This window comes from Gibbsiella dentisursi (assembly GCF_039539505.1).
Lineage (GTDB): Bacteria > Pseudomonadota > Gammaproteobacteria > Enterobacterales > Enterobacteriaceae > Gibbsiella > Gibbsiella quercinecans.
The window spans coordinates 109,004-124,681 of the sequence record NZ_BAABDG010000010.1; the positions used below are offsets into that span (position 1 = coordinate 109,004).

The following is a 15,678-nucleotide window of genomic DNA, read 5'->3' on the forward strand; positions in this document are numbered from 1 at the left end:
TAGTTCCTTTATGGAATAAAGAACGCGATACAAAACCAGGCCTGACGATCAACCCGCGCATGGCTATTTGCCCTGCGAGTGGTTATCCACAGGGAAATCAGGGAGGAAGCACACCGCCAGGCGCAAAAGCGGTAAATAAAATTTTGCACATTCGGGTAAAAATTAAGAGCAAGTGAAATTGTGTAATCAGGGGAGCGGCATCATACTGAACACCACAAAAAATAACTGCAGTGCCGATATCAGAGAAGGATTTTCCGATATGTTTTCCCGTTTTTACCTGAAGGCCGGTCTGCTCGCGGTGGCCTTGGGTGCCGTTTTCAACGTTTCCGCCGCCACAGCGCACGCGGCAAAAGAAATGCCGTTGGGCCAATTTGCCGCCGGGCAGATCCGCCACATTGCGACCTATTTCCCCGGCAGAATGGCCGGCAGCCCGGCGGAATTGCTTACCGCAGACTACCTGAAGCAGCAGTTCATCAACATGGGTTACCAAAGCGACGTTCGCAGTTTCAACACCCGCTATCTCTATACCAGTAAAGACGGCAAACAAAACTGGAACAACGTCACCGCCAGTTCGGTGATTGCCGCCAAGCCCGGCGAAACGCCGAAACAGATCCTGATCGTCGCCCACTTCGACACCTATCTGCCGCAAAGCGATGCCGATCTGGATCACAACCTCGGCGGCCTGACGCTACAGGGCGTAGACGATAACGCTTCTGGCGTCGGCGTGATGCTTGAGCTGGCGGAACGGATGAAAGACATCCCCACCCACTACGGTCTGCGCTTTATCGCGACCAGCGCAGAAGAGATTGGCGCGCTCGGCGCACAAAACTACCTGCAGCGAATGAGCGAGGACGAGAAGGCGAATACCGCGTTGGTGATCAATCTCGACAGCCTGATCGCCGGCGATCGTCTCTACTTTTCTGCCGGGCGCAATACGCCTGCGAACGTGGTCAAGACCACCCGCGATCGCGCGTTAAGTATTGCTCGCCGCTATGGGATCGCCGCCGCCATTCCGCCGGGCAATAAAAAGACCGGTAAGGAAAGCGCAGATGATGATGCCTTTGATCAGGCCAAATTCCCCACGTTGACGATGGAAGCGGCCAACTGGACGTTGGGGAATAAAGATGAGGATTTGCAGCGAGCGATCAGCCCGCACTTCCCGCAGGGGCTGACGCGGCACCGGCCGCAGTATGACAACCTGCAATACCTGGAACGCTATATGCCAGGGCGCATCGACAAGCGCAGCCGTGAAAGCGTGCAGATTCTGCTGCCGTTGATCAAAGAGCTGGCGCAGGCGCACCCGGCAAAATCAGCCAAGGGCTAGGCGGGGCAGCACGGTCAGGGCCCGGTGAACGGGCCCTGCTACAATTAGCCTTCGTGCAACCCGCATTCACGCTTAAGGCCGAAGAAACGGGTTTCCTCTTCGCTCATGCCCGGTTCCCATTTACGGGTTGTGTGAGTGTCGCCGACCGACAAGTAGCCTTGCTCCCACAGCGGGTGATAGCCAAGCCCGTGTTCGGTCAGGTACTGATAGATTTTACGGTTGTCCCACTCAATAATCGGCAGAAGTTTGAAAACCCCGCGCTGCACCGCCAACACCGGCAGGTTGGCGCGGCTGCCGGACTGTTCGCGCCGCAGGCCGGCAAACCAGGTTTGGGCGCCGAGCGTTTGCAAAGCGCGGTTCATCGGCTCAACCTTGTTGATCAGGTTGTATTTCTCAATGCCCTCCACCCCTTGCTCCCAAAGCTTGCCGTAGCGCGCTTCTTGCCAGGCCGGTGACAGCTCGGCGCGGAACACCTTCAGGTTCAACTGCAGTTGGTCCACCAGTTGATCGATAAACTGGTAGGTTTCCGGGAACAGATAGCCGGTATCGGTGAGGATCACCGGGATATCCGGTTTGATGCGCGTCACCAGATGCAGGCACACGGCGGCCTGGATACCAAAACTGGATGACAGCACAAACTCTCCGGGCAGCTGTTCCAGCGCCCATGCCACGCGCTGTTCCGCCGACAGGGTTTCCAACTGCGCATTAACGGCCGCCAGTGCCTGTTCTTGCTCGGGCTTGGGCAACGCGCTCAGCGCCGCCAGATCGAATTCAGCCATATGTCCGGCCTCCAGATGCTTGATGATGGCCCCTCACCCTAACCCTCTCCCATCGGGAGAGGGGATATGGGGGGTACCTGACCTACCGGGGAACGCCCCCCACCCTAGCCCTCTCCCACAGGGAGAGGGGATATGGGGGTACCTGACCTACCGGGGAACGCCCCCCACCCTAGCCCTCTCCCACAGGGAGAGGGGATATGGGGGTACCTGACCTACCGGGGAACGCCCCCCACCCTAGCCCTCTCCCACAGGGAGAGGGGATATGGGGGTACCTGACCTACCGGGGAACGCCCCTCACCCTAGCCCTCTCCCACAGGGAGAGGGGATATGGGGGTACCTGACCTACCGGGGAAAGCCCCTCACCCTAACCCTCTCCCAATGGAGAGGGGATATGGGGGTACCTGACCTACTGGGGAACGCCCCTCACCCTAGCCCTCTCCCACAGGGAGAGGGGATCGTTCGTGCTAATACTGCCGGCCCTGTGTCTTCTTTCACAAAGCCTATTCCGGGCACCGGTTACTCCCTCTCCCTGTGGGAGAGGGGCGGGGTGAGGGCATCAATCCCAGAAATCGCGTGCGGAATCCACCACCGGTTTAATAACGCCGGTACGCACGGTGAAATCGCCGAACCCTTCACCCGCCTGGCGCTCTTTCGCCCAGCGGCCGACCAGGAGATCGATCTCTTTCAGGATTTCGTCTTCGTTAATATTCTCACGGTACATCCGCGGGATCCTTGTGCCCTCACGGTTACCGCCCAGATGCAAGTTATAGCGGCCAATGGCTTTGCCCACCAGGCCAATTTCGGCCAACAGCGCGCGGCCACAGCCGTTCGGGCAGCCGGTGACGCGCAGCACAATATACTCGTCGCCCACGCCGTGCTGATGCATAATCGCTTCCACTTTGGAGACGAACTCCGGCAGAAAACGTTCGGCTTCCGCCATCGCCAGCGGGCAGGTCGGGTATGATACGCAGGCCATCGAGTTTTTGCGCTGTTCCGTCACGTCGTCGTCAATCAGGCCATACTTGCGCGCCAGCGCTTCGATCTTGGCCTTTTGCCGCGTCGGCACGCCGGCCACGATCAGGTTTTGGTTGGCCGTCAGGCGGAAGTCCCCTTTATGGATCTTGGCGATTTCAGCCACGCCGGTTTTCAATGGCCGGCCCGGATAATCCAGCAAACGCCCGTTTTCAATAAACAGCGTCAGATGCCAGTGGTTATCCACGCCCTTCACCCAGCCGATACGATCGCCGCGATCGGTAAACTCATACGGGCGAATCGGTTCAAACTTAATGCCGGCGCGCTTTTCCACTTCTTCGCGAAAAGCGTCAACCCCCACGCGTTCCAGGGTGTATTTGGTTTTGGCGTTTTTACGATCGGTGCGGTTGCCCCAGTCGCGTTGGGTGGTCACCACCGCTTCCGCCACCGCCATGATATGCTCCAGCGGAATATAGCCAAACTCACTGGCCTTGCGCGGATAGGTCTTCTTGTCGCCATGGGCGATGGATAAGCCGCCACCAACCAGCAGGTTAAAACCGACCAGCTTGCCGTTGTCGGCAATCGCGACAAAGTTCATGTCATTGGCGTGCAGATCGACATCATTCAGCGGCGGGATCACTACCGTGGTCTTAAACTTGCGCGGCAGGTAGTTCGGCCCCAGGATCGGCTCTTCATCTGTGGTGGCCACTTTTTCCTGATCCAGCCAGATCTCCGCATAGGCGCGGGTGCGCGGCAGCAGGTGCTCGGAAATCTTCTTCGCCCATTTATAGGCTTCCTGGTGCAGCTCGGACTCCACCGGGTTAGAGGTACAAAGCACGTTGCGGTTCACGTCGTTGGCGGTCGCCAGCGAATCCAGCCCCAATTGGTTCAGTAACTGGTGCGCGGATTTCAGATCGCGCTTGAGGATGCCGTGGAACTGAAAGGTCTGGCGGTTGGTCAGGCGGATGCTGCCATACAGCGTATTTTCCTGCGCAAACTTATCGATGCCCAACCACTGCTGCGGCGTCATCACGCCGCCAGGCAGGCGACAGCGCAGCATCATCGCATGGCGCGGCTCCAGTTTCTGTTCGGCGCGCTCAGCGCGGATATCACGGTCATCCTGCTGGTACATACCGTGAAAACGGATCAACAGGAAGTTATCACCGTTGAAGCCGCCGGTCAGCCCGTCGTTTAAATCTTCGGCGATGGTGCCGCGCAGGAAGTTACTTTCGCGTTTCATGCGTTCGGCATCAGCCAGTTTGCCTTCTACCACCAGAGGCCCGGTGTGTTTATCACTCATCAGTAAACATCTCGCTGATAACGGCGCTCAAGGCGCAGCTCACTTAAAAATTCATCTGCCTGCTCGGTATCCATGCCACCGTGCTCGGCCACCAGTTCCAGTAATGTGTTTTCAACGTCTTTCGCCATGCGATTCGCATCGCCGCAGACGTAAATGTGTGCGCCTTCCTGAATCCAGCGCCACACTTCCGCACCCTGTTCACGCAATTTGTCTTGTACATAGACTTTATGTTGTTGATCGCGCGACCAGGCCAAATCGATACGGCTCAGCAGGCCATCTGTGACGTAGCGCTGCCATTCGACCTGGTAAAGAAAATCTTCGGTAAAGTGCGGGTTACCGAAGAACAGCCAGTTTTTGCCCGTGGCGCCGTCGGCTTCACGCTGCTGCATAAAGGCACGGAACGGGGCGATGCCGGTGCCCGGGCCAATCATGATCACCGGCGTATCCGGGTTGGCCGGCAGGCGGAAGTTCTCATTGTGCTCAATGAACACCCGCACCTCGCCATCTTCTTCCAGACGATCGGCCAGGAAGCTGGAAGCGCCGCCGGCGCGCGGGCGGCCATCAATCTCATAGCGCACCACGCCAACGGTGATGTGCACTTCGTCTTCGTTTTCCGCTTGTGAAGAGGCGATGGAATACAGGCGCGGCGTCAGCGGGCGCAGCAAACCGACCAGCTGTTCGGCGCTGAGATCCACCGGCGCCTGGCGCACCATATCGACAATCGGCGTATTGCGGGCGTAGTGCTGCAATTTGGCTTTGTCGGCCAGCAGTTCAATCAGCTTCTCATCGCGCGCCAGCGCAGTGTACTTTTCAACGATCGGCGTGGTGTTCTGCGTCAGTTCAAAGTGGCTGCGCAGCGCCTGCGCCAGCGGTAAGGTTTTGCCTTCCACCGCAACCGGCTCATCGCCCTTCAGCCAAAGCAGTTGCACCAACTCATCCACCAACGCCGGATCGTTTTCAAACCACACGCCCAGCGCATCGCCGGGTTGGTAACGCAGGCCGGCGTCGCCCAGATCGATTTCGATATGGCGCACGTCTTTATCCGAGCCGCGGCCGGTGATCTTTTGGTTGACCGACAGCGTGGCGGTCAGCGGCTGTTCTTTGCTGTATGGGCTGCTGTCTATCTGATCGATAGCGCCGCTGGCCAGCACGCCGGGGGCAGCGTTTTCCGCCGGGGCGCGCGATTTAAGCACCTCAACCACCTGCCGGCGCCAGGCCGCCGCCACCTCTTGGTATTCCACATCGGCATCAACACGCTCCACCAGGCGCTCGGCGCCCAATTCGGCGAGCCTGGCATCGAAATCCTTACCAGACTGGCAGAAATTCTCATACGAGGTATCGCCCAGGCCAAAGACGGCAAACGCGGTGTTATCCAGCTTGGGCGCTTTTTTCGAATGCAGGAATTTATGCAGCGCCACGGCCTCTTCCGCCGGTTCCCCTTCCCCCTGGGTGGAGGCGATAATAATCAGCAGCCGCTCTTGCGCAATCTGCTTGAATTTATAATCACCGGCGTTCACCAGGGTGACATCCAGTTTGGCCGCCAACAGCTCATCACGCAGCTGTTCCGCCAGGCGGCGCGCATTGCCGGTTTGTGAAGCCGAAATCAAGGTGATGCCGGCCGCTGTGGCCGATGGCGGGGTGAGCGCCGTGGCGGTAGCGCCGGGTTGCTGGTTGACCATTCCCCAGAAATACCCCGACAGCCAAGCCAGCTGCGTCGGTGAATAATCGCCAATCGCCGTCTGTAAGCGTGACAGCTGTTCGGGCGACAGTGGGAGCAAAGAAGTTGGAGGAGCCTGAGTCGTCATTGCGCACATGTTTCCTATACGTAGCCAGTACTGGATGCCGGCTTTTCGTTGTGTTCCGTGTCCTGAAAAGATCAGGTGAGTTTGTAAGGTTACAGAGCAGAATAACAACAAATAAATAAGGGATAGCAATAAATAATAACCAAAATGACTAAGCTGTTTTTCTGGTAATGGATAACGGTTAAATCACTAAATAATTATTTTTATTTATTTGAAATAAAAGAGTTTTTAAATGCTGTTTTTGAATGAATCGTATTTGCGGCTAACTTGCTGTACGGGTAAGCAGAGGTCAGACCAAACAAAAAAACTGTTAAGCAGCGCCGCACGGCAGTGTGTAGCAACAAACGCGGTATAAATGGCATGCAGCGCTGCTTTCCGGTACTATGCGGCGGTTTTTGAGTCAATGAGGCCGTTATAATGGCAACCACGCTGTTTAAAGATTTTACGTTCGAAGCCGCACACCTGCTCCCGCACGTGCCTGAAGGCCATAAATGCGGCCGGCTGCATGGGCATTCTTTCATGGTGCGGCTGGAAGTCACCGGTGAAGTGGATCCCCATACCGGCTGGGTTATCGATTTTGCTGAGCTTAAAGCGGCATTCAAACCCGTCTGGGAACAGCTGGATCACCACTACCTCAACGAGGTGGAAGGGTTGGAAAACCCCACCAGCGAAGTGCTGGCTGCCTGGATCTGGCGCCAAATGAAACCGCGGCTGCCGCTGCTTTCCGCCGTCATGGTAAAGGAAACCTGCACCGCAGGCTGCATCTACAAAGGTTAACGATAAGGGCGCTGCAACAGCGCCCTTTTTCAGGCAATATCCAGATATTTGTGCGTCTGCATTGAAAGCCGCCAATTGCGCGCAATGCAGGTTTCGATACACAGGCGCGTCGCCTCTTCTTTCCGGCTAATCGGCTGCAGGGCAATCACCCGCTGTTTATCATCGTGCAACGTCGCCAGCAGTGCATCCAGAGCCTCAATATCGCGCTGCCGCCCCACCGGGTGCTTTATCTCATCGGCACGCGCCAGCGCCGTGGGCAACACCTTGAGGCCGCCACGCATATTTACTTTCGGCGATACCGTCACCCAGGTGCCCGGCGAGCACAGGATGGTATGTGTGCCGCTGGTTTCTATCTGGCAGGAAAAGCCGTGCTGTTCAAACAGGGCCGTTAACGGGGCCAGATCGTGTATACAGGGCTCGCCGCCGGTGATGACAATATGGCGTGCGGTATAACCCTGCTGGCGCACCACCGCCAGCAACTGTTCGGCGCTGGCGCTGCCCCACGCGGCGCTCTCTTGCGTTTTCACCAGGATCCGCTGCAGATCCACTTCCCGATTGGCGTCCTTTTCCCAGGTATGTTTGGTATCGCACCAGCTACAGCCAACCGGGCACCCCTGCAGGCGGATAAAAATCGCAGGAACGCCGGTGAAATAGCCTTCACCCTGCAAGGTCTGGAACATCTCGTTAATCGGGTACTGCATCTGTTTCTCAATTCAGCAAATTTAAAGCGCGATTATCGCAGATTCCCCCGCCGCCACCAAATCGCATCGTTTTGCAGCCGCACGGGGCGATATCCCAGGCGCGGCGCAAACCGCAGGCGAAAAAAAACCCGCCGCAGCGGGTTTTATCTACCAACGAAATAAAAGGCGTGATTACTGGCCTTTGATTTCTTTACGGCCGTTGAATGGTGCGCGGTCGCCCAGCGCTTCTTCGATACGGATCAGTTGGTTGTATTTGGCAACGCGGTCAGAACGGCTCATAGAACCGGTTTTGATCTGGCCAGCAGCAGTACCTACCGCCAGGTCGGCGATGGTTGCATCTTCGGTTTCACCGGAACGGTGAGAGATAACCGCGGTGTAGCCAGCATCTTTCGCCATCTTGATAGCAGCCAGCGTTTCGGTCAGGGAACCGATCTGGTTGAATTTGATCAGGATGGAGTTAGCGATGCCTTTATCGATACCTTCTTTCAGGATCTTGGTGTTGGTAACGAACAGGTCGTCGCCCACCAGCTGAAGTTTGTCGCCCAGCACTTTGGTCTGGTATGCGAAGCCATCCCAGTCAGATTCGTTCAGGCCATCTTCGATGGACACGATAGGATATTCTTTGGTCAGGCCTTCCAGGTAATGAGTGAATTCCTGAGAAGTGAAGGTTTTGCCTTCGCCTTTCAGCTCATAGTTACCGGTTTCGCTGTTGTAGAATTCAGAAGCTGCACAGTCCATTGCCAGGGTAACGTCTTTACCCAGCACGTAGCCTGCTTTTTCTACGGCTTCTTTGATAGCAGCCAGCGCAGCAGCGTTGGATTCCAGGTTTGGCGCATAGCCACCTTCGTCACCTACTGCAGTGTTCATGCCTTTGGCTTTCAGTACTTTCGCCAGGTTGTGGAACACTTCAGAACCGATGCGAACCGCTTCTTTCAGGGTTTTCGCGCCAACTGGCTGAATCATGAATTCCTGGATATCAACGTTGTTGTCAGCGTGTTCGCCACCGTTGATGATGTTCATCATAGGCAGAGGCATAGAGAATTTGCCTGGGGTGCCGTTCAGTTCAGCGATGTGTTCGTACAGAGGAATGCCTTTGGAAGCCGCAGCAGCTTTGGCAGCAGCCAGGGAAACGGCCAGGATAGCGTTAGCGCCGAATTTTGATTTGTTTTCAGTGCCGTCCAGATCGATCATGATTTTATCGATGTTAGCCTGGTCTTTAGCATCTTTACCCAGTACGGCTTCAGCGATTGGGCCGTTTACCGCAGCAACCGCTTTCAGTACGCCTTTACCCAGGAAACGAGACTTGTCACCGTCGCGCAGTTCCAGTGCTTCACGGGAACCGGTGGAAGCACCTGATGGCGCAGCAGCCAGGCCTACGAAACCACCTTCCAGATGCACTTCAGCTTCAACGGTAGGGTTGCCGCGTGAGTCGATGATTTCACGGCCGATGACTTTAACAATTTTGGACATATAGGTTTTCCTCAAGTCACAAGTTAAACTAAAACTCCAGACAACAACGCGCGGTTCTCACCGCGCGTTGTTCACTAAACGCTTATTTTACCTGACGTTTCTGGTATTCACCCGCCGCCTTGACGAAGCCGGCGAACAACGGATGCCCATCACGCGGCGTCGAGGTAAATTCCGGGTGGAACTGACAAGCGACAAACCACGGATGATCAGGCAATTCAACAATCTCAACCAGCTTGTTGTCGGCAGAGCGGCCCGCTACGCGCAGCCCCGCGGCTTCAATTTGCTTCAACAGCATATTGTTGACTTCATAGCGGTGACGATGGCGTTCAACAATCGTTGGCGTACCATACATGCGGCGCACCAGGCTGTCATCCGTCAGATGGCACAGTTGGCCGCCAACGCGCATGGTGCCGCCCAAATCGCCATCTTCCGTACGCACTTCAACATTGCCGTCTTCATCACGCCATTCAGTAATCAACGCCACAACCGGGTACTTACAGTCCGGCACAAACTCGGTGGAGTTGGCGTTTTCCATTCCGGCCATGTTGCGGGCAAATTCCATCAGCGCAACCTGCATCCCCAGGCAAATACCCAGGTAAGGGATTTTGTTCTCGCGCGCATAGCGTGCGGCCATTACCTTACCCTCAACGCCACGATAGCCGAAACCACCAGGGATCAGGATAGCATCCAAATTTTTCAGAACTTCGACGCCGCGGGTTTCAACATCCTGCGAATCGATCAGCTTGATATTTACGGTCAGACGGTTTTTCAGGCCGCCGTGTTTCAGCGCTTCAATCACAGACTTGTAAGCATCCGGCAGTTCAACATATTTGCCGATCATGCCGATAGTTACTTCGCCGCCCGGATTGGCTTCTTCGTAAATAACCTGTTCCCATTCAGCCAGGTTCGCTTCCGGTGCGTCCAGGCTGAATCGTTTACAAATATAATCGTCCAACCCCTGTGATTTCAATAGGCCAGGGATTTTATAAATAGAATCAACGTCTTTCAGGGAGATAACCGCTTTTTCCGGCACGTTGCAGAAAAGCGCAATTTTCGCGCGTTCATTGGCCGGCACGGCGCGATCTGAACGGCAAATCAGCACATCCGGCTGGATCCCGATTGAAAGTAGTTCTTTTACCGAGTGCTGGGTAGGCTTAGTTTTCACTTCGCCGGCGGCTGCCAGATACGGCACCAGGGTCAGGTGCATATACAGCGTGTGCTCACGGCCGACTTCCACCGCCATCTGGCGGATCGCTTCCAGGAACGGCAGGGATTCGATATCGCCGACGGTGCCGCCGATTTCAACCAGCACCACGTCATGGCCTTCGCCGCCTTCAATAATGCGCTCTTTGATGGCGTTGGTGATGTGCGGAATAACCTGAATGGTCGCGCCCAGATAGTCGCCACGGCGTTCTTTACGCAGAACGTCGGAGTAGATGCGGCCGGTGGTAAAGTTGTTGCGACGCGTCATTTTGGTGCGAATGAAGCGCTCGTAGTGGCCCAGGTCCAGATCGGTTTCTGCGCCGTCTTCGGTGACGAAAACTTCCCCATGCTGAATCGGGCTCATGGTGCCCGGATCCACGTTGATGTACGGGTCCAGTTTCATGATGGTAACGTTGAGGCCACGGGCTTCAAGAATAGCCGCCAGAGAGGCTGCGGCAATGCCTTTACCCAGAGAGGATACGACCCCGCCGGTCACAAAAATATAATTAGTTGTCATGCTGAACCTGAGAGTTTAGGTTTAAAGACGATGGAAGAACCAAGACGGGAAAGTAGTATACCCGAACCCGCCTTGACCTACAAACGATCGTTTTGCCATCCATCATCTCTGCCACCACCGTGGGTTCATCCGGGTTAACCCCATCAAGACCACCCATACAATATTTGTAAAACAACAGGTTAGCGTTAAAACTTCTCTTTTAGCAGCCTTCTGCGGCAAAAAAACACCTTACAATTCAGTTTGTTGCTCTTTACACACCTTGCCCTGGCGCCACAACCAATTCTGATGCGTAGCTTAACCGTTTCAGCTAAGGTGAATATTGTCGCCGATCAAACAATCAGTTTTCCTGCTGTTTCACCTGCTGCCAGGCCGCTTCCATTTGCTCCAGCGTGGCGTCGTTCATGCTCATGCCCTGCTGCCCGATAATCGCCTCAACCTGGCGAAAACGGCGTTCAAACTTGCGGTTCGCCGCCTGCAACGCGTTTTCCGCCTTATGGCCCAGGTGGCGGGTGAGATTCACCGTGGCGAACAGCAGATCGCCCAGTTCCTCTTCCAGCTTTTTCTCGTCCACCACTGCCTGACGCGCCTCGTGCATCACTTCGTCGATTTCTTCGTACACCTTGTCCACCACCGGCCCCAGCGTGTTCCAGTCAAAGCCGACCGCCGCACAACGCTTTTGGATTTTGTGCGCCTTCATTAACGCCGGCAGCGCCTGGGGAATATCATCCAGCGCAGAATGCAGCGCTTTTTCGGCGCGCTCTTGCGTTTTTATCTTTTCCCAGCGCGCGGCAACGGCGGCGGTATCAGCCGCACTGGCATCGCCAAAAATATGCGGATGGCGGCGTTCCAGCTTATCGCTGATGGCGTGGCAAATGTCCTGGAAATCAAACAGCCCCTGCTCCTGGCCCATCTGGGCGTAAAACACCACCTGGAACAACAAATCGCCCAGCTCATCGCGCAGATCGTCATAATCCTGGCGTTGAATGGCATCCAGCACTTCGTAGGTTTCTTCCAGCGTGTAAGGCGCGATGCTGGCAAAGGTCTGCGTGCGATCCCACGGGCAGCCCGTCTGCGGGTCACGCAGCTTTTTCATGATGGTCAACAAGCGTTGCAGTGATGTCACTTGGGTCATGGGTAAATCCTGAACAAATAAAAGCCCGGTATACCGGGCTTTGGATGGAAAGAAAAAGAGCGATCAGTTGCCGTGCAGGCGTTTGGCGTCGATCACATCCGGCAGTTGGTTCAGCTTGGCGATCACCCGCCCCAGCACCACCTGGTTGTAGATTTCGATATCCATATCGATGGTGGCCAACTGTTTTTTGGTGTCGCTCCTGCTGGACACGCCCAGCACGTTGACCTTTTCATTGGCCAGGATGGTGGTGATGTCGCGCAGCAGGCCGCTGCGATCGTTGGCGATCACCCGCACCACCAGCGAATAACCGCTGGAGTAGCTTTCACCCCACACCGCATCAACAATACGTTCCGGCGCATTCTCTTGCAGCTCCGCCAACTGATCGCAATCCGCGCGGTGGATCGAGATACCGCGCCCGTGCGTGATAAAGCCGACGATATCGTCGCCCGGGATGGGCTGGCAGCAGCGGGCGATGTGGTGCATCAGGTTGCCGACCCCTTCCACCACCACGCGGCCGTCGTCTTTTTTGCGCGTGGCCGGCGGCGCTTTCTGCTGCACCAGTTGGCGCAGCGCTTCGCGATCCTGCTCTTCGGCGCTTGGCTGGTTGAGCTTGCTTTGCAGGAAGTTCACCATCTGGTTCAGCCGGATATCGCCACCGCCGATCGCCGCCAGCACTTCATCCAGCGAGTTCATGTTGTAACGCGGGATCAGCAGTTTCTCGGCTTCTTTCAGGCTGATGCACAGATGCTCCAGTTCGTTATCCAACATCTGCCGCCCGGCAAGGATGTTTTTATCGCGATCCTGCTTGCGGAACCAGTTGTGGATCTTCGAACGCCCGCGGCTGGTGGTGACATAGCCCAGATTGGGGTTCAGCCAATCACGGCTAGGGTTCGGCTGCTTCTGGGTGATGATTTCCACCTGGTCGCCCATCTGCAACTGGTAGGTGAACGGCACGATGCGCCCACCAATCTTGGCGCCGATGCAGCGATGGCCCACATCGCTGTGGATGTGGTAGGCAAAATCAAGCGGCGTGGAGCCGGCGGGCAAATCCACCACGTCCCCTTTCGGGGTAAACACGTACACACGGTCGTCGAAAACCTGGCTGCGTACTTCATCCAGCATCTCGCCGGAATCCGCCATCTCTTCTTGCCAGGCGATCAGTTTACGCAGCCATGCAATGCGCTCTTCATAGCCGGAACGCACCGTCGCGCCGCCCACGCCTTCTTTGTATTTCCAGTGTGCGGCAACGCCCAGCTCGGCGTCTTCGTGCATCTGGCGGGTGCGGATCTGGATCTCGACCGTTTTGCCGCGCGGGCCAAGCACCACGGTGTGGATCGACTGGTAGCCGTTGGGTTTAGGGTTGGCGACATAGTCGTCAAACTCATCCGGTAAATGGCGGAAGTGGGTATGAACGATGCCCAACGCCGCATAGCAATCCTGCAGGCGTTCGGCCACAATGCGCACCGCACGCACGTCAAACAGCTCGTCGAAAGCGAGATGCTTCTTCTGCATTTTGCGCCAGATGCTATAGATATGCTTTGGCCGGCCATAGATTTCGACCTTGATGCCCTCATCCGCCATCGCCTTGCGCAGCGAGGCTACAAAGTCATCAATAAACTGTTCACGATCGATACGCCGCTCATGCAGCAGCTTGGCGATACGTTTGTATTCTTCCGGATGCAGGTAACGGAAGCAGAAATCCTCCAGCTCCCACTTCAGTTGGCCGATACCCAGGCGGTTGGCCAGCGGCGCATAGATATTCGAGCACTCTTTCGCCGCCAGCACGCGTTCGTCTTCCGGCGCGTCTTTCACTTCACGCAGGTGGGCAATACGCTCCGCCAGCTTGATCACCACGCAGCGGAAATCTTCCACCATCGCCAGCAGCATACGCCGCACGTTATCCACTTGCTCCGAACCCATGGAATCGTTATGGGTGGCTTTCAACTGGCGGATGGCGTCCATGTCGCGCACGCCATGCACCAGGCTGGTGATGTGCTTGCCGAAGGCGTCATCCAGCGCGGCTTCCTGCACCACGCCGGCATCCACCAGCGGGAACAGCAGCGCGGCGCGCATGCTGTCGTTATCCATGCTCAGCGTCGAGAGGATTTCCACCATCTCCAGGCCGCGCCACAGCAACAGCGCCGCATCCGGGTGGCCCTTGGTCTGCTGCTCGCAATATTGCCAGGTTGCGGCCAACCGCTCACAAGACTGTGAATTGGATAGCCCCAAGCTGGCAATCCACGCATCCAGTGCAAACTCTCCGGCCTTATTCAGATGTGCACTTCTTACCGCAACCATAACTTGACTTCTCCCTACTTTGCAGCGGCCGCCGGCGTCTTACCGTTAATAAACAGCGCCATTGACTCAAGATGCCCTGTGTGCGGGAACATATCCAACATCCGTACACGAGCAAGACGATAACCGGCATCCAGCAACACTTTACTGTCGCGGGCCAGCGTGGCTGGGTTACAGGAGACGTAAACCACCCGCTCTGGTGCCAGTTTTACAATATGTGACATCACCCCGGCTGCGCCAGCGCGCGCGGGATCCAGCATCACTTTATCAAACCCTTGTGCTGCCCAAGGCTGCTGCTCAATGTCCGCTTCCAGGTTTTCATGGAAGAACGCGACATTTTCCAGCGAATTCTGATGTGCATTATACTGCCCATTCGCCACCAGCGTGGCAACACCTTCAATACCCACAACCGCCCTGGCGCGCCGGGCCAACGGCAGCGTGAAATTGCCCATGCCGCAGAAAAGATCCAACACCCGATCGGTTGGCTGGAGATCCAGCCACGCCATCGCCTGCGCCACCATTTGCTGATTGACGGCATCGTTCACCTGGATGAAGTCGCGCGGGCTGAAGGTTAAGCGTAGACCGTCAACCTGATAATACGGTGCTTCACCGCACAGTTTATCCAGGCGTTCGCTGTCCGGCGCCAAATAAAGCGTCAGCGCGTTTTGCCGGGCGAACGCCAACAGCGCCTGGCGATCCTTCTCCGGCAATACCGCCATGCAGCGCAGCACCAGCACCGATCCGTTGTCGGCCTGCACCAGTTCCGCATGGCCGAGATGCCGGGCGACATCCAGCCCCGCCAGGCAGCGGTACAGCGGCGCCAGCAGTTGTTCCAGCTCGGGCACCAGCACCGGGCACTGCCTGATGTTCACCAGTTCACTCGATGCCGCCTGGCGGAACCCCATCTGCAACTGCTGCTGCCTGGGCTGCCAGGCCAGCCCCAGCCGGGCCCGGCGGCGATAGCCATAGGCCGGGCCGGCGATTACCGCTTCAGGCTGCACGGCCACACCGGTTTCACGGCCGATCAAACGCTGCAGCGCGGCGGCTTTGCTTTGCTGTTGCAGCGCCTCATCGGCATGCTGCTGTTGGCAGCCGCCGCATACGCCAAAGTGTGGGCAACGTGGTTCTACCCGCTGCGGGCTGCGGTTTAGCAGCTTTTTCAGCCGGCCTTTGGCGAACTGGCGCTTATCTTCCGTCAGTTGAATTTCCGCCTGTTCGCCCGGCAATACGCCCGGCACAAACACCGCTTTACCGTTGTGGCGCGCCACACCCTGGCCGAACGGATCGAGATCGGCTACCGTTACGGTTAATATTTGTGAAGCCTGCCGGGTCGTCACGCGGCGTTTGGGAGAGTAGAATTGCGCCATTATTTATCAATTATGTGCTGGTTTGTAAGCTTAGGAAGC

At 56.6% G+C, this 15,678-nt stretch carries 11 protein-coding genes; 2 read left to right on the top strand and 9 right to left on the bottom strand.

What is annotated here, in order from left to right; all coding sequences use genetic code 11:
• Nucleotides 1-259: 259 nt before the first annotated feature.
• Entirely contained in the window at nt 260-1,324 is a 1,065-nt protein-coding gene (locus tag ABFX35_RS20965) for an aminopeptidase (protein ID WP_346082770.1), read from the top strand.
• Between the two features lie 44 nt (nt 1,325-1,368).
• Here ABFX35_RS20965 and ABFX35_RS20970 read toward each other — a convergent pair whose 3' ends face one another.
• From ABFX35_RS20970 to cysJ, 3 genes are all read right to left on the bottom strand, one after another.
• Nucleotides 1,369-2,103, bottom strand: coding sequence for a phosphoadenylyl-sulfate reductase (locus ABFX35_RS20970; RefSeq protein WP_346082771.1), 735 nt, complete (start codon nt 2,101-2,103; stop codon nt 1,369-1,371).
• Between the two features lie 556 nt (nt 2,104-2,659).
• On the bottom strand, nt 2,660-4,375 hold the full coding sequence (gene cysI / locus ABFX35_RS20975) for an assimilatory sulfite reductase (NADPH) hemoprotein subunit (protein ID WP_346082773.1): 1,716 nt from the start codon (nt 4,373-4,375) through the stop codon (nt 2,660-2,662).
• A complete protein-coding gene (gene cysJ / locus ABFX35_RS20980; RefSeq protein ID WP_346082775.1) occupies nt 4,375-6,180 on the bottom strand; it encodes an NADPH-dependent assimilatory sulfite reductase flavoprotein subunit in 1,806 nt (601 codons plus the stop codon). Before cysJ ends, cysI begins: the two co-directional genes overlap by 1 nt.
• A 411-nt stretch (nt 6,181-6,591) precedes the next feature.
• On the opposite strand from cysJ, the gene queD reads away from it, so the two are divergent.
• Complete coding sequence (gene queD / locus ABFX35_RS20985) at nt 6,592-6,954, top strand: 6-carboxytetrahydropterin synthase QueD (protein WP_095845952.1); 363 nt, start codon at nt 6,592-6,594, stop codon at nt 6,952-6,954.
• A 29-nt stretch (nt 6,955-6,983) separates the two neighbouring features.
• On the opposite strand, the gene queE is transcribed toward queD, so the two are convergent.
• The 6 genes from queE to rlmD form a co-directional block, all read right to left on the bottom strand.
• Nucleotides 6,984-7,655: a 7-carboxy-7-deazaguanine synthase QueE gene (queE, locus tag ABFX35_RS20990; protein WP_095845953.1), complete on the bottom strand. Its 672-nt coding sequence runs from the start codon at nt 7,653-7,655 to the stop codon at nt 6,984-6,986.
• 171 nt (nt 7,656-7,826) lie between these two features.
• Entirely contained in the window at nt 7,827-9,125 is a 1,299-nt protein-coding gene (gene eno, locus ABFX35_RS20995; protein WP_346082776.1) for a phosphopyruvate hydratase, read from the bottom strand.
• 82 nt (nt 9,126-9,207) lie between these two features.
• Nucleotides 9,208-10,845, bottom strand: a complete 1,638-nt coding sequence (pyrG, locus tag ABFX35_RS21000; protein ID WP_121553065.1) for a glutamine hydrolyzing CTP synthase — start codon at nt 10,843-10,845, stop codon at nt 9,208-9,210.
• A gap of 337 nt (nt 10,846-11,182) precedes the next feature.
• On the bottom strand, nt 11,183-11,977 hold the full coding sequence (gene mazG / locus ABFX35_RS21005; RefSeq protein WP_279029002.1) for a nucleoside triphosphate pyrophosphohydrolase: 795 nt from the start codon (nt 11,975-11,977) through the stop codon (nt 11,183-11,185).
• 63 nt (nt 11,978-12,040) lie between these two features.
• Complete coding sequence (relA, locus tag ABFX35_RS21010) at nt 12,041-14,275, bottom strand: GTP diphosphokinase (protein ID WP_279029003.1); 2,235 nt, start codon at nt 14,273-14,275, stop codon at nt 12,041-12,043.
• A gap of 14 nt (nt 14,276-14,289) precedes the next feature.
• Entirely contained in the window at nt 14,290-15,639 is a 1,350-nt protein-coding gene (gene rlmD / locus ABFX35_RS21015) for a 23S rRNA (uracil(1939)-C(5))-methyltransferase RlmD (RefSeq protein ID WP_346082778.1), read from the bottom strand.
• Nucleotides 15,640-15,678: the final 39 nt, after the last annotated feature.

Excerpts from the sequence above, each read along its gene's own strand:
- ABFX35_RS20965 (WP_346082770.1), top strand. The coding sequence starts at position 260 with ATGTTTTCCCGTTTTTACCTGAAGGCCGGTCTGCTCGCGGTGGCCTTG.
- rlmD (WP_346082778.1), bottom strand. The coding sequence starts at position 15,639 with ATGGCGCAATTCTACTCTCCCAAACGCCGCGTGACGACCCGGCAGGCT.
- eno (WP_346082776.1), bottom strand. The coding sequence starts at position 9,125 with ATGTCCAAAATTGTTAAAGTCATCGGCCGTGAAATCATCGACTCACGC.
- cysI (WP_346082773.1), bottom strand. The coding sequence starts at position 4,375 with ATGAGTGATAAACACACCGGGCCTCTGGTGGTAGAAGGCAAACTGGCT.
- relA (WP_279029003.1), bottom strand. The coding sequence starts at position 14,275 with ATGGTTGCGGTAAGAAGTGCACATCTGAATAAGGCCGGAGAGTTTGCA.
- queE (WP_095845953.1), bottom strand. The coding sequence starts at position 7,655 with ATGCAGTACCCGATTAACGAGATGTTCCAGACCTTGCAGGGTGAAGGC.
- mazG (WP_279029002.1), bottom strand. The coding sequence starts at position 11,977 with ATGACCCAAGTGACATCACTGCAACGCTTGTTGACCATCATGAAAAAG.
- pyrG (WP_121553065.1), bottom strand. The coding sequence starts at position 10,845 with ATGACAACTAATTATATTTTTGTGACCGGCGGGGTCGTATCCTCTCTG.
- cysJ (WP_346082775.1), bottom strand. The coding sequence starts at position 6,180 with ATGACGACTCAGGCTCCTCCAACTTCTTTGCTCCCACTGTCGCCCGAA.
- ABFX35_RS20970 (WP_346082771.1), bottom strand. The coding sequence starts at position 2,103 with ATGGCTGAATTCGATCTGGCGGCGCTGAGCGCGTTGCCCAAGCCCGAG.